Origin of the sequence: Methylobacterium gregans (assembly GCF_022179245.1) — a bacterium.
Classification (GTDB): Bacteria; Pseudomonadota; Alphaproteobacteria; order Rhizobiales; family Beijerinckiaceae; genus Methylobacterium; species Methylobacterium gregans.
Genome location: NZ_BPQM01000049.1, coordinates 1 through 12,118, shown reverse-complemented (window position 1 = coordinate 12,118; position 12,118 = coordinate 1). Strand labels below are relative to the sequence as shown.

10 protein-coding genes are annotated in these 12,118 nt (G+C 64.5%); 1 reads left to right on the top strand and 9 read right to left on the bottom strand.

The window, feature by feature from the left end; genetic code table 11:
- Positions 1–289: 289 nt before the first annotated feature.
- The 8 genes from MFF54_RS11185 to bhcA form a co-directional block, all read right to left on the bottom strand.
- The gene (locus MFF54_RS11185) at positions 290–805 is read right to left on the bottom strand and encodes an ureidoglycolate lyase (protein WP_238302849.1); all 516 of its coding nucleotides are present in this window, start codon (positions 803–805) and stop codon (positions 290–292) included.
- A gap of 8 nt (positions 806–813) precedes the next feature.
- Positions 814–1,665, bottom strand: a complete 852-nt coding sequence (locus MFF54_RS11180; protein WP_283206274.1) for a bifunctional allantoicase/(S)-ureidoglycine aminohydrolase — start codon at positions 1,663–1,665, stop codon at positions 814–816.
- An 87-nt stretch (positions 1,666–1,752) separates the two neighbouring features.
- Positions 1,753–3,102 (bottom strand): C4-dicarboxylate transporter DctA, encoded by a 1,350-nt coding sequence (dctA, locus tag MFF54_RS11175; RefSeq protein ID WP_238302847.1) that lies wholly within the window; start codon positions 3,100–3,102, stop codon positions 1,753–1,755.
- Positions 3,103–3,254: 152 nt separating this feature from the next.
- Positions 3,255–3,563: a hypothetical protein gene (locus tag MFF54_RS11170; protein WP_238302846.1), complete on the bottom strand. Its 309-nt coding sequence runs from the start codon at positions 3,561–3,563 to the stop codon at positions 3,255–3,257.
- A 313-nt stretch (positions 3,564–3,876) separates the two neighbouring features.
- Positions 3,877–4,842: an iminosuccinate reductase BhcD gene (gene bhcD / locus MFF54_RS11165; protein ID WP_238302845.1), complete on the bottom strand. Its 966-nt coding sequence runs from the start codon at positions 4,840–4,842 to the stop codon at positions 3,877–3,879.
- 129 nt (positions 4,843–4,971) lie between these two features.
- Complete coding sequence (gene bhcC, locus MFF54_RS11160) at positions 4,972–6,135, bottom strand: 3-hydroxy-D-aspartate aldolase BhcC (RefSeq protein ID WP_238302844.1); 1,164 nt, start codon at positions 6,133–6,135, stop codon at positions 4,972–4,974.
- A gap of 10 nt (positions 6,136–6,145) precedes the next feature.
- Positions 6,146–7,093, bottom strand: a complete 948-nt coding sequence (gene bhcB, locus MFF54_RS11155; RefSeq protein ID WP_238302842.1) for a beta-hydroxyaspartate dehydratase BhcB — start codon at positions 7,091–7,093, stop codon at positions 6,146–6,148.
- A 14-nt stretch (positions 7,094–7,107) separates the two neighbouring features.
- Positions 7,108–8,298 (bottom strand): L-aspartate--glyoxylate aminotransferase BhcA, encoded by a 1,191-nt coding sequence (bhcA, locus tag MFF54_RS11150; protein ID WP_238302841.1) that lies wholly within the window; start codon positions 8,296–8,298, stop codon positions 7,108–7,110.
- Between the two features lie 189 nt (positions 8,299–8,487).
- Between bhcA and bhcR the strand changes: the two genes are divergently transcribed.
- Complete coding sequence (gene bhcR, locus MFF54_RS11145) at positions 8,488–9,291, top strand: HTH-type transcriptional regulator BhcR (RefSeq protein WP_238302839.1); 804 nt, start codon at positions 8,488–8,490, stop codon at positions 9,289–9,291.
- Between the two features lie 267 nt (positions 9,292–9,558).
- On the opposite strand, the gene MFF54_RS11140 is transcribed toward bhcR, so the two are convergent.
- Positions 9,559–11,184, bottom strand: coding sequence for a methyl-accepting chemotaxis protein (locus tag MFF54_RS11140; RefSeq protein ID WP_238302838.1), 1,626 nt, complete (start codon positions 11,182–11,184; stop codon positions 9,559–9,561).
- Positions 11,185–12,118 lie beyond the last annotated feature (934 nt).

Genomic DNA, 12,118 nt, shown 5'->3' with positions numbered 1-12,118 from the left:
GTATCTACGCAGCCCCAGCAGCCCCGTCAACTCCCCAGACGACAAACACGCGAAAAATCCGCGACAGACCTATGACGGGCGCTGACGGGCAACGTCGCGCGAGTGGGAAGCACATCCGTGCAGGCCGAGCCTTCGTCGGTAGCAGCGTCAAGACCCAGGAGCCCGAGGGGTCATACGCCCTTGAGCACGCTCGTTCTCCTCGGTTGATGCTGCTCCTCGTCTCTTTGTCAGCCCCCGGCTTGGCTCCAGAGCCACACTTCAGGGTGAGCCACCTCAATGCCAGCCCCGTTCAGCCGACCTGTCTCAGCTCCGGGAGGACGACCGTCCAAGGCTTGTCGAAGACGTGCTCCTCGAGGTTCTGGCCCGGCCCGCCGCGGTCGATCACCAGGAAGTCCTGGCATGCCCCGATTGGCGTGAGTACCCCGTGCCACGTGCCCACCGCATAGCAGACTCCCTGACCCGGCGCTGTGAGGAAAGCCTGCGGTCGCCCTGGGTGGCCCTCTTCGTCGGGGCAAACCACAACAAGGAAGGGCGATGCGTCCAGCGGCACGAAGGCCTGCGCGCCCAGCGGGTGGCGCTCGACCAAGCCGACCACCAATGGCACCGCGTATGGCTCGGCCTCGACATGGCCGATCACCACCGTGCTCTCTTCGCCCAGCACCGCTACCTCCGCGAGGTCGTGGAAGCGGCGCGCACGGCCAGCATTCATCGGGCGCGGAGCGACCTCTGTCTTGTCGATCACCGTGCCGAAGGGGGAGAAGGCTTCTGCCGTCAGGGGCTGCGCGACGAGGATGCGCGCGCTCACCGGCGCGCTCACCGACCGAGCCCGCGCGGCCGCAAGGCGGCATGGCGGTTCACGTCCTTGTAGAGCAGGTAGCGGAAGGGGCCGGGGCCGCCCGCGTAGCAGGCCTGCGGGCAGAAGGCGCGAAGCCACATGAAATCGCCCGCCTCCACCTCGACCCAGTCGCGGTTGAGCCGGTAGACCGCCTTGCCCTCCAGCACGAACAGGCCGTGCTCCATCACGTGCGTCTCCTCGAAGGGAATTGAGCCCCCGGGCCGGAAGGTGACGATGTTGACATGCATGTCGTGGCGCACGTCATCGGAGGCCACGAAGCGGGTCGTGGCCCAGGCGCCGTCCGTGCCCGGCATGGCCACGGGCTCCTCGCGGCTCTCGTGGGTGACGAAGCTCTCCGGCGGCTCAAGACCCGGTACCCGCTCGTAGGCCTTGCGGATCCAGTGGAAGCGGGCGGTGCCCTCGGGGTTCTGCAGGGACCAGGCAGCGCCGGGCGCGAGGTAGACATAGCTGCCCGGGCGCAGGCCGTGCACGTGGCCCGCGAGCGTCAAGTTCGGGCGCCCCTCCACCACGAAGAGCACGCCCTCGGCCTCCGGGTCGGGCTCAGGGGTGGCGCTGCCGCCTCCGGGAGCGAGCTCCAGCAGAGATTGCGCGAAGGTCTCGGAGAAGCCCGAGAGCGGGCGCGACAGCATCCAGGCGCGCGTGCCCTGCCAGAAGGGCAGGACCGAAGTGACGATATCGCTCATCACCCCCCGAGGGATGACGGCGTAAGCCTCGGTGAACACAGCGCGCCCGGTCATCAGCGCCGTCTGGGCAGGCAGACCGCCGCAGGGCGGATGGTACGCGGAGGCTGTCCTGCTTTCACCTTGCATGTCATCACCTTGCTTATCTTCGATGGATTCGGAGACCATACAATGGGCCGGATCGCGGCGCATTGTGTGCTCTCAACAGGCGACGTCTCAGGCGCTGCGTCCGACGCTCGCGACCAGGGCCGGGGACGGAGGAGCCGGAGCGGAAGCGGGCCCCTCGGCGAGGATCCCGGCGGTGTCGGTGTCGGCGCGTCCGTCGAGGACGCGGTGGGCTTGGTCTCGGTCGATGTCGCCCTCCCAGGCCGCGATCACCACGGTCGCCACGCAGTTGCCGATGAGGTTGCCCAGCGCGCGGGCGATGCCCACGAACCAGTCCACCGACAGAACCAGAACCAGACCGATCACCGGGATGTCGGGCACCGCCGACAGCGTCGCGGCCAGAACCACGATCGCCGAGCCCGGGATGCCGTGCGCCCCCTTCGAGGTCAGCAGCGCGATGCCCAGGATCAGCAGGAGGTGCCCGAAGGTGAGCGGCGTGTTCGTCGCCTGCGCGATGAACACGGTGGCCAGCGTCAGGTAGAGGGAGAAGGCGTCCAGGTTGAACGAGTAGCCGGTCGGGATCACGAGCCCCACCGTCGAGTCCTTGATGCCCAGCCGTTCCAGCTTGCGCATCACCTGCGGCAGCACGCTGTCCGAGGATGCGGTGCCCGCCACCACGGTCAGCTCCTCGCGCAGGTAGCCGAGCAGCTTCAGGATGCTGAAGCCCGCCAGCCGCATGATCGCGCCCAACACCACCAGCACGAAGAAGGCCACGCCCGCGTAGAACAGCCCGACGAGCATGCCGAGCTGCTTGAGCGAGCCGACCCCGTACTTGCCGACCGTGAAGGCGACCGCGCCGAGCACGCCGAGCGGGGCCAGCCGCACGATGAAGCCGATGACCTTGAACAGCACCTGGGTGATGCGCTCGATGCTGGCCGCCAGCGGCTTGCCGGCCTCTCCCAGCAGCGCCAGCCCCGAGCCGAACAGGATGGCGATGACGAGCACCTGCAGGATGTCGCCCTTGGCGAAGGCATCGACCACGGTGGTGGGGATGATCTTCATCAGGAAGTCGACGGTGCCGGTGACCTGCCCGACGCGGTCGGTGTAGGGGCTGAGCGCACGGGCATCGAGGCTGGCCGTGTCCACGTTCATGCCGTGGCCAGGCTCGAACAGGTAGGCGAGGGCGAGGCCGAGCAGGAGGGCCAGCGTGGTGACCGCCTCGAAGTAGATCAGGGATTTGAGCCCGACGCGCCCGACCTTGCGCAGGTCGCCCGCCCCGACGATGCCGTGCACCACCACGCCGAAGACGAGCGGAGCGATCGCCATCTTGATCAGCTTGATGAAGCCGTCGCCCAGCGGCTTCAGCGCCACCGCAAAGTCCGGCCAGACGATGCCCAGAACAACACCCGCAACCAGCGCCGCAACAACCTGGGCGAAGAGGGACCTCGATAAGCGGCGCATATCAACCTCCCGATTTATTTTAGTTTTGTTTGCTCTCAAACTCCAGTTATCTGGTCGTCCGAGAGTTTTCCTGCTCGATGAATGCGTCACAATGCTGAGCTTTCGCGACGCAACTGCCAGTAGGCGAGCCATCCTCACGGTGATCCGCGGGGTTATGTAAGTCCAATATCAGTTTGCGAGTAATCCATACAAAAATCATATGGATCGGTCGAAGCGGAACTGCGCCACGAGAGGCTCGGCCCCTCGTCGGGGCGGCTGCCCCCCGACGTCGTCGCGAAGGCGCCGGCCCGCTGCGGCCGTGGCGTCACCGCGGTGGCATCGGGCAGCGTTATGGGAGTGGCGGTCCATGGGCAGCGCGCCCGATCGACACGGTAGCGAAGCCCGTTCGATCGCTCGATCACGACTTCGTCGGCCTGCCGCAGGATCATCGCATGGCCGAAGCGGTAATCATGCACGAACAAGAGGGTCCCGGCCGCGATCGATCCCGGATTTCAGATCGGAGGTCTCTCGCAGGACGACACAAAGAAAAAGAACCTATCCATTTCGTCGTTCCAGGGGTTGCCTCTGTGCGGCCGTCGTCTGCACAACGGTCTTGCGCAGAAGGTCCTTCGACGCGACCTCCAGCCAAGACTTCTCACAACCAGACATGCGTTCTCCGGCCCGATGTGGCCTTGATCCTCGTGTCGTCAGGCCTCCTCGATGCGCACGGATCTGACGTGCCCCGGTGGAGTCGAGAAAGCCGGTCCTCCTTCATGGAAGCCCGCGTGCTCGCAATCAGAATTCGATCTCGCTCGCGACGCCTCTGGACATGGCCAGATCGACGGCAACAGAGGCAACTGCCAAGTCTTGGAGGCCAACGCCGGTGCCGTCGAACAGAGTGATCTCGCGATCCGATCTCCTACCGGGATGCGTTCCGTTGATCACGGTTCCCAGCTCGACGATGTCCGAGGCGGCGAGGAGTCCAGCGGCGACCGCGTGCTGCGCCTCGCCGATCTGGACGGATTGCGCGATCTCATCGGTGAATACGGTGGCCGCTGCGACGAGTTCGGCTTCGACCTCCTGCTTGCCCTTCGTGTCGGTTCCCATGCAGGCGAGGTGTGTTCCCGGACGGACCTGCGACGTCCTGAGGATCGGCGCGAAAGACGACGTGATGGTGATGATGACGTCCGCCTCCTCACCGAGGCGAACGAGGTCGACCGCCTCGAAAGGAACGTTCTTCTCCGCCGCGACCGCCTCAAGGCGGATCAGCGCACCCGGATCGATGTTCCAGCCCACCACCTTGTCGAAGGCCCGCTGGTCGAGCGCGGCCCTCAGCTGGAAGGTCGACTGGTGTCCGGCCCCAATCATGCCGAGGACTTTCGCATCCGGTCGCGCCAGATGCTTGATCGAGATCGCCGAGGCCGCCGCGGTGCGCAAGGCCGTCAGCAGGTTGCCTCCGACGACGGCCCGGCACTGCCCGGAATCCGCGTCGAAGAGAAAGATCGCCGACTGATGGTTGGTCAGCCCCTGTTCGCCGTTCCTCGGCCAGAAGCCTCCCGATTTCAGGCCGAGGGCCAGACTCTCGCGGTCGAAGCCCGACTTGAATCCGTACAGGGCATCGGCATGGCCGATCGCCTCCCGGATGACCGGAAAGTTGTAGGCCGATTTCCGAGCCATCGAGGCGAACACCTGCTCGACGGCCGTGAAGCAATCGGCGGCCGTGATCAGGCCGGCGATCTCCCGCTCTGGAACGATGATCATGGTTTTCTGCTCCCTGGGGCGGTCTTGAGGATTCTGAACACCGCGCAAAACTCCCGATTAACGGGAGCCATCCCTCCGCTGATGGCAGCGCAGGGGGAATTTGTGAGCGGCTCCGTGCCCGGTGGCGCGTCAGTAAGCCTTACCCCGGGCTGAGACGGGCCAGAGCGTCTCGACCTTTCCGTTCCGCACGCCGACATACCAATCGTGGACGTTGCAGGTCGGATCGCAATGGCCGGGGACGAGGCGGAGCTTCTCGTTGATCTTGAGGACACCGCCGAGATCCTCGACGACGCCGTGCTCGTCCGAGCACTTGATGTACGTCACGTCGTCGCGGCCGAAGACGATGGGCAGCCCGCTATCGATCGACTGAGCCTTGAGACCGGCATCGACGATCGCCAGGTGCGGTTTGGCGTGGCTCATCACGGATGTCAGGATGAAGAGTGCGTTCTCCCACTCGCCCTGATCGATGCGCTTGCCGTCCCTGTCGTGGATGCGTCCGTAATCGGCATCCATGAAGGCGTAGGATCCGCACTGGAGCTCGTTGTAGACCCCCGAGCCGGCCTCGAAATAATACGAGCCGGTACCGCCGCCCGAAACCAGCTCGGGATCGAGGCCGATGGCCTTCAGGGCGTCGACGGCCTCGCGGACCTGCGCGATGGCTGCGTCGAGCTTGACCTTGCGATCCTCAAATCCGGCAATGTGCTGCATCGCGCCCTGATAGGCCTGCAGCCCGGCGAACCTCAGCCCCGCCGCGCCGTCGACAGCCCGGGCGATCTCGATCACAGCCTCGGTCGTCCTGACCCCGCAACGGCCGGCCCCGCAATCGATCTCGACGAAGCACTCGATCGTCGTACCGTGGCGCTGGGCGGCTTCCGACAGGTCAACGACGTTGGCGGGATCGTCGACGCAGACGATCACCCGGGCCCCGTAGCGGGGGAGCCGCGCGAGGCGGTCGAGCTTGACCGGGTCGCGAACCTGGTTCGACACGAGGATGTCCTTGATGCCGGCCCGCGCGAAGACCTCGGCCTCGGAGATCTTCTGGCAGCAGACGCCGACCGCCCCACCGAGCTCCATCTGGAGCTTCAGCACGTCGACGGACTTGTGCATCTTGCCATGCGCGCGGTGGCGCATGCCGTGAGCACTGGCGTAGTCGCCCATCTTCCTGATGTTGCGCTCCAGGGCGTCCAGATCGAGGATCAGGCACGGGGTCTGGATGTCATCCATGCGCATGCCCGGCAGGGCGGGAACATCGAAGCCGACTTCGAGATCGTTGAGATTGACATTCGCGTTCATCACGACCTCCTCAATTCCAGGGCAGCGTGTCGAGATCGACGTTTCCGCCGGTGATGATCACACCGACGCGCCTGCCGGCGAACACATCCGGGTGTTTCAGGATCGTGGCCAGCGCCACGGCGCTCGAGGGCTCCATCACGATCTTGAGGTTCTTCCAGATCAGTCTCATCGCGGAGACGATCTCCTGCTCGGAGGCGGTCTGGATGTCGGTGACGTGGTTGCGGACGAAGTGCCACGTCAGGTCCTTCAGCGGCACCTTGAGGCCGTCCGCGACGGTGTTCGGCGCATCATCGGCGATGATGTGCCCGGCTCTGAAGCTTCTGCAGGCATCGTCGGCCTGCACCGGCTCGGCCGCGAAGATCTGGATGCCGGGCGCCAGGTTCGATAGGGTCAGGCAGGTGCCGGAGATCATGCCGCCGCCGCCGATGGGCGCGACGACGGCGGAGAGAGCTTCGACCTGCTCGATCATCTCGGCCGAACAGGTTGCCTGACCGGCGATCACCCGATGATCGTTGTAGGGATGGACGAACTCCGCCCCGGTCTCGGCCACCACCTCGGCGAAGACGGCCTCCCGGCTCGTGGTGGAGGGCTCGCACTCGACCACCCGCGCCCCGTAGCCCCTGACGGCGTCCTTCTTCGCCTGAGGCGCGGTGCGGGGCATCACCACGGTGCAGGGGACGCGCCTGCGGCTGGCCGCGTAGGACAGGCAGGTGCCGTGATTGCCGCTGGAATGGGTGGCGACCCCTCGTCGAGCCTGCTCCTCAGAGAGCCCGAACACCGCGTTCGAGGCGCCGCGCGCCTTGAACGCGCCTGCCTTCTGGAGGTTCTCGCACTTGAAGAACAGCTCGGCGCCGGAGAGCTCGTTCAGGAGGCGGGACGTCAGAATGGGCGTGCGGTGGATGTGCGGCTCTATACGCTCACGCGCCGCAAGCATGTCGTCCAGGGTCGGAATGTACATGGTTCCATCCATCGTCATGCCGCCAGCGCTTCCACGGCGGACCGGCTGCCGCGATAGTATTCCTGCGCAGCCGCAACCCCGGAACCGAGCCGGACGGGAAGCCCCAGATCGGCCATGACCATCTCGGCGGTCGCGAGTCCGGACAGCGCCATCACTTCGGTCAGGCTGCCCAGATGCCCGATGCGGAAGACCTTGCCGGCCACATCGCCGAGGCCCGTTCCGAAGGCGACGCCGTAACCCTGAAGGGCATGGGCCACGATCCGGTTGGCGTCGAAACCATCGGGCACGCGGATGGCGCTGACCGTGTCCGAGTAGAGGTCGGGCCTGATCGCGCACAGGCGCAGGCCCCAGGCTCCCACCGCCCGCCGGACGCCCTCCGCAATCCGATGATGGCGGCTGAAGACGTTGTCGAGCCCCTCCGCCAGCAGCATGTCGCCGGCGACCTTCAGACCGTTGAGCAGCCCGACCGGCGGGGTGTAGGGAAACCCGTTGCTGGCGTATCCCCGGGCCATGTCGCGGATGTCGAAGAAGGTCCGCGGCAGCTTGGCGGTCTCGACGGTCGCCAGCGCGCGCGGGGAGAACCCGACGATCGCGAGGCCGGGCGGCAGCATGAAGCCCTTCTGGCTCCCGGTCACCGCCACGTCCACGCGCCACTCGTCCATCCGGAAATCCATCGACCCGATGGAACTGACCCCATCGACGAACAGGAGGGCCGGGTGCCTCGCCGCATCGAGGGCGCACCTCAAGGCGCGGATATCGGACCGCACGCCGGTCGCGGTCTCGTTATGGGTCGCCAGCACGACCTTGATCCGGTGATCCGTATCGGCGGTCAGGATCTCCTCGAAACGGTCGGTCGGGATCCCGTCGCCCCACTCCTGCGCGACGACGGTGACATCCAGACCGTGGCGGCGGCACATGTCGATCCAGCGATGGCTGAACATGCCGTTCCGGGTGGCCAGCACCTTGTCTCCGGGCGACAGAACGTTGGTGATCGCGGTTTCCCAACCCCCGGTTCCCGTCGAGGGAAAGACGAAGATCTCGGCGCTCGGAGCCTTCAGGACCTTCTTCACCCCAGCCAAAGCGGGTTGGAGGATCGCGCCGAACAGCGGGCTGCGGTGATCGATGGTCGGCATGTCGACTGCCTTACGCAGGACGTCCGGGATGTTCGTCGGCCCCGGGATGAAGGTCGGATTCTGCGTGCTCATGCGTTCGTCCCCGTTCGCGCCTTCAGGGCTAGCATGGCGGGACAAGGCCGTAAATTTTTTTGAAAACGTTTTTCATTACGCGGATAAAGGTCTTTTAAGTCAACCGGAGCAGTTGCTTGGTATTTTTCATTGTGCGCAAATGCATTTCATGATCAAATTTTTCACCTCGCTTTCGATGATGATATGCAGATGCAGAAGCAACTCCGCCGCCGCGGACGACCCAAAGGCTCAGGTGCGCAACAGCCGTCCGGCATCCAGGCACTCGACCGGGCCCTCGACGTTCTCGAGGCCCTTGCGGCTCATGACGGCATGACGCTGACGCAGCTTGCCGACCACCTCGATCAATCGGCAGCGACGATGCATCGGGTGTTGGCAACCCTTGAGGGGCGGCGCTACGTCGAGATCGATCCGAAGCGGCAGGAGTGGCTCATCGGCCCGGAAGCTTTCCGGCTCGGCTCATCGTTCATGCGGAGTTCCGGGATCTTCGAGAGAAGCCGGCCCATCATGCGCGATCTCATGTTGCAGACCGGCGAGACTTCAAATCTCGGTATCGAACAAGACGAAGAAATTATTTTTATAAGCCAGGTCGAAACCCACGAAACCATACGGGCATTCTTTCCTCCCGGCACAAAATCACCGCTGCACGCATCCGGAATCGGCAAGGCTATGCTGAGCTCCTTCGACGATCAGAGAATCGAGCAGTTCATCAGGAAGGCCGAATTCAAGAACTACACCGAGAAGACGATCTGCAGTGCCGAGCAGCTTCGCGATGCGATCGCGGAAAGCCGGCGTCTGGGCTACTCGCTCGATGACGAGGAGCGGACGACCGGCATGCGCTGCGTCGCGGCCTGCATCCTCAACGTCTATGGGGAGGCGATCGCCGGCATATCGGTATCGGGACCGACATCGAGAATGCAGAGCTCGAAGGTTCATGAGATCGGTCAACTCGTATCTTCCGCCGCTCGCGAACTTTCGAAGCGACTGGGCGCCTGAGGACGTGTCGGAAGCTCGATCGCGGCCAACCCCCATCTCGACGTCGGGCGACCACGGCAGGTTCAAGCGGTCGAGCGGCAGCGTCCCAGGCCACGTGACCACACAGGCCACCGACGCGTCGGCGCTACCATGCGCCTGTGCGGCAGATGGCTCCGAAGGCCGCCTCCGCCAAAAAGCCGGCTGACGATGCTTTCGCGGATCAGCCGAGAGGGACCGACGAGGACGACATACAGGGCGAGGTCTCGTCAGTCCTCGATGGAGAGACAATCAGGCCGCACGCACATCTCTGAGGAAGTCGGCAACCTCGATGTTGAGACGCTCGGATTGACGGGCGAGTTCGGAGGCCGCCGACAGCACCTGACTCGCGGCCGCACCGGTGTCCTCCGAGGTCCGCGCCAAGCCGGCGATGTTGGTTGTCACCTCGCCCGTGCCCGCCGAGGCTTGCGCCACATTGCGCACGATCTCCTGGGTCGCGGCATCCTGCTCCTCAACAGCCGCCGCGATCGAGGTCGCCACGCCGCTGATTTCCCGGACGCGCATGGCGATCGATCCGATGGCCGAGACCGCCTGGCCCGTCACCTCCTGGATTTGGCTGATCTGCGTTCCGATCTCCTCGGTGGCCCGGGCCGTCTGCGCCGCCAATTCCTTGACCTCCGTCGCGACAACCGCAAAGCCTCGCCCCGCCTCGCCCGCTCGGGCCGCCTCGATCGTGGCATTGAGCGCCGAGAGGTTTGTCTGAGCGGCAATGGTCGAGATCAGTCCCACCATATCGCCGATCCGGGCCGATGCCCGGCTCAGGGCCTGGACGAGTTGCCTGGTCTGGTCCGCCTCGCCAACGGCCGTCTGGGCGAGATCGGACGAACCGGCAGACTGTCGTCCGATCTCCTGTACGGACGAGCCGAGTTCCTCTGCGGCAGCAGCGACGCTGTGGACATTGGAGGAAGCCTGCTTGGCAGCAGCTGCGACCGTAACGGATTGGTTTGCCGTCGCGGATGCCGAGGTGGCGAGCGTTTGAGCCGTGGCTTGAAGTTCCGTGGCTGAAGAGGAAACCATGCCCACGATGGTGCCGACCGCCTGCTCGAAGGCATCGGCCATCTGGCGCATGCCGACCTTTCGCTGCTCTTCGGCAGCGAGGCGGCCCTGGGCAGTCTCCGCCTCCAGAGCACGCATCCGGACGAGCCCATCCTTGAACACGCGAACCGCCTGGGCGATGGCGCCGATCTCCGTTCGCGCACCGTCGTCGGGAATGGTCACGTCGAGGTCGCCCGCAGCAAGGCGGCCCATCGGCGCGAGGACGGAACGGATGCTTGTTCCAATGCTTCGGACGATCAATCCGGCGAGAAGGGTCGCGAGAAGCACGCTGACAAGCCCCATCACGACCATCAGCATACGCACGCGCTCGGCCGTTGCCTCGGTCTCCTTGATGCCAACGTCAGCGGCCTTGTTGTTGAGGACCACGATGTCTTCGAGGGCCTGAGCCGCCACCTTGATACGGGGCCGCACACGCTCGGTCATGGCAAGCTGCGCGGCATCCTTCTGCCCGGTCCGAGACAACGCCATCACAGCGTCGACGGCAGAAAGGTATGCCGCCCACTCCCGCTTAAAGGTTGCGAATAGCTCATGCTCACCCGGCAGGCTGATGAGCGGCGCGTAACGTGCCATCGTCTCTTGAACGGCCCGCGTCTTCGTGGCCAAGGCCTGTTCCTCGGCAGCCATTCGGCTGGGATCCGTGTAGAGGACGTGATTGACGACGCTGACGCGAACGTCGATCACGTTGCCGCGAAGCTCTCCAGCGTAGCGAACGCTCGGAACGGTATTATGCCCTAGCTTCGAGGCTTCTATACTTAGATCTCTGATGCCAAAGAGCCCAATTGAGGCAACACCGACGACCAAAATACTCAGAACGAAAATGCATAAACCAGTTTTTTCCTGATCGAGAAATTTCGCCCAAACATTGACGAACTCCTATTTAACCCACCCGTTTTCCGGAAATTATTAGTGCGGCTCTACGGTTAAAAAGGTGTTCCGATCCGATGCAGCGAAGGAATGAAATCTGAATTTCCCGAACGCCGCCCGGGAGAACAACTTGTAATTGGATAACACAAGAAGCAAATATGCACTTACCGCCCGCACGATCAAATCTACCCGCATCGCAAGTTCATCACGCCAAGCTGCTGCGCCGCGGATGAAACCCTGTACCACCCGGGCCAGGTAGGCTTTGACGAGCGAAAATAGTTCCGACCGACTACGGCACTTACGTGACCGCACGCGATGGCGCGACTTCGCTCCAACGCAAGCTCGCTTGAAAACGTGCGCTCACCGCTTCGCGTTGGCCGCCTTTCGAAGGACTAGCGATCTTTCTTATATTGAGAGGATATAATGAAAATACGAAGGCTCGTTGCTGTGCGTTGCGCCCACGTCGCCAGCCTCGTTCCGGGATCCGCCGCCGCACCCGCGCGCGAGCCGAGCTAGACCCCCTTCGCTTAGTGGCCGTGGTGCCGTATGCACCCCGGGGCACCCGCGACGTTCCGACCAGAATTGTCGGAGAGGCGACGGGAGCGGAGTCTTGGCCAATCGGTCGTCGTCGAGAATGTCGGTGGCGCAGGCGGCACGACGGGACCGCTGCGCGATGCCCGAAATGCCCTGGACGGCTATACGCGAACTTCGGCAACGTGGATTCGCTTCGACGCGTTGGCTGCGCTCCCTCCCACGCCCGATCAGGCCAGCGCCGCAGCACTCGACAAACGCGTCGCGCGCGACATGGAACGGCTGGGGCATCCGCTCCGGAAGGCCGGCGTGAAGGCCGAGTAAGAGCGTCTAACAAAAC

Bases quoted from the DNA above. Each gene is read 5' to 3' on its own strand.
- MFF54_RS11180 (WP_283206274.1), bottom strand. From the start codon at position 1,665: ATGCAAGGTGAAAGCAGGACAGCCTCCGCGTACCATCCGCCCTGCGGC.
- dctA (WP_238302847.1), bottom strand. From the start codon at position 3,102: ATGCGCCGCTTATCGAGGTCCCTCTTCGCCCAGGTTGTTGCGGCGCTG.
- bhcD (WP_238302845.1), bottom strand. From the start codon at position 4,842: ATGATCATCGTTCCAGAGCGGGAGATCGCCGGCCTGATCACGGCCGCC.
- bhcC (WP_238302844.1), bottom strand. From the start codon at position 6,135: ATGAACGCGAATGTCAATCTCAACGATCTCGAAGTCGGCTTCGATGTT.
- bhcB (WP_238302842.1), bottom strand. From the start codon at position 7,093: ATGTACATTCCGACCCTGGACGACATGCTTGCGGCGCGTGAGCGTATA.
- bhcA (WP_238302841.1), bottom strand. From the start codon at position 8,298: ATGAGCACGCAGAATCCGACCTTCATCCCGGGGCCGACGAACATCCCG.
- bhcR (WP_238302839.1), top strand. From the start codon at position 8,488: ATGCAGAAGCAACTCCGCCGCCGCGGACGACCCAAAGGCTCAGGTGCG.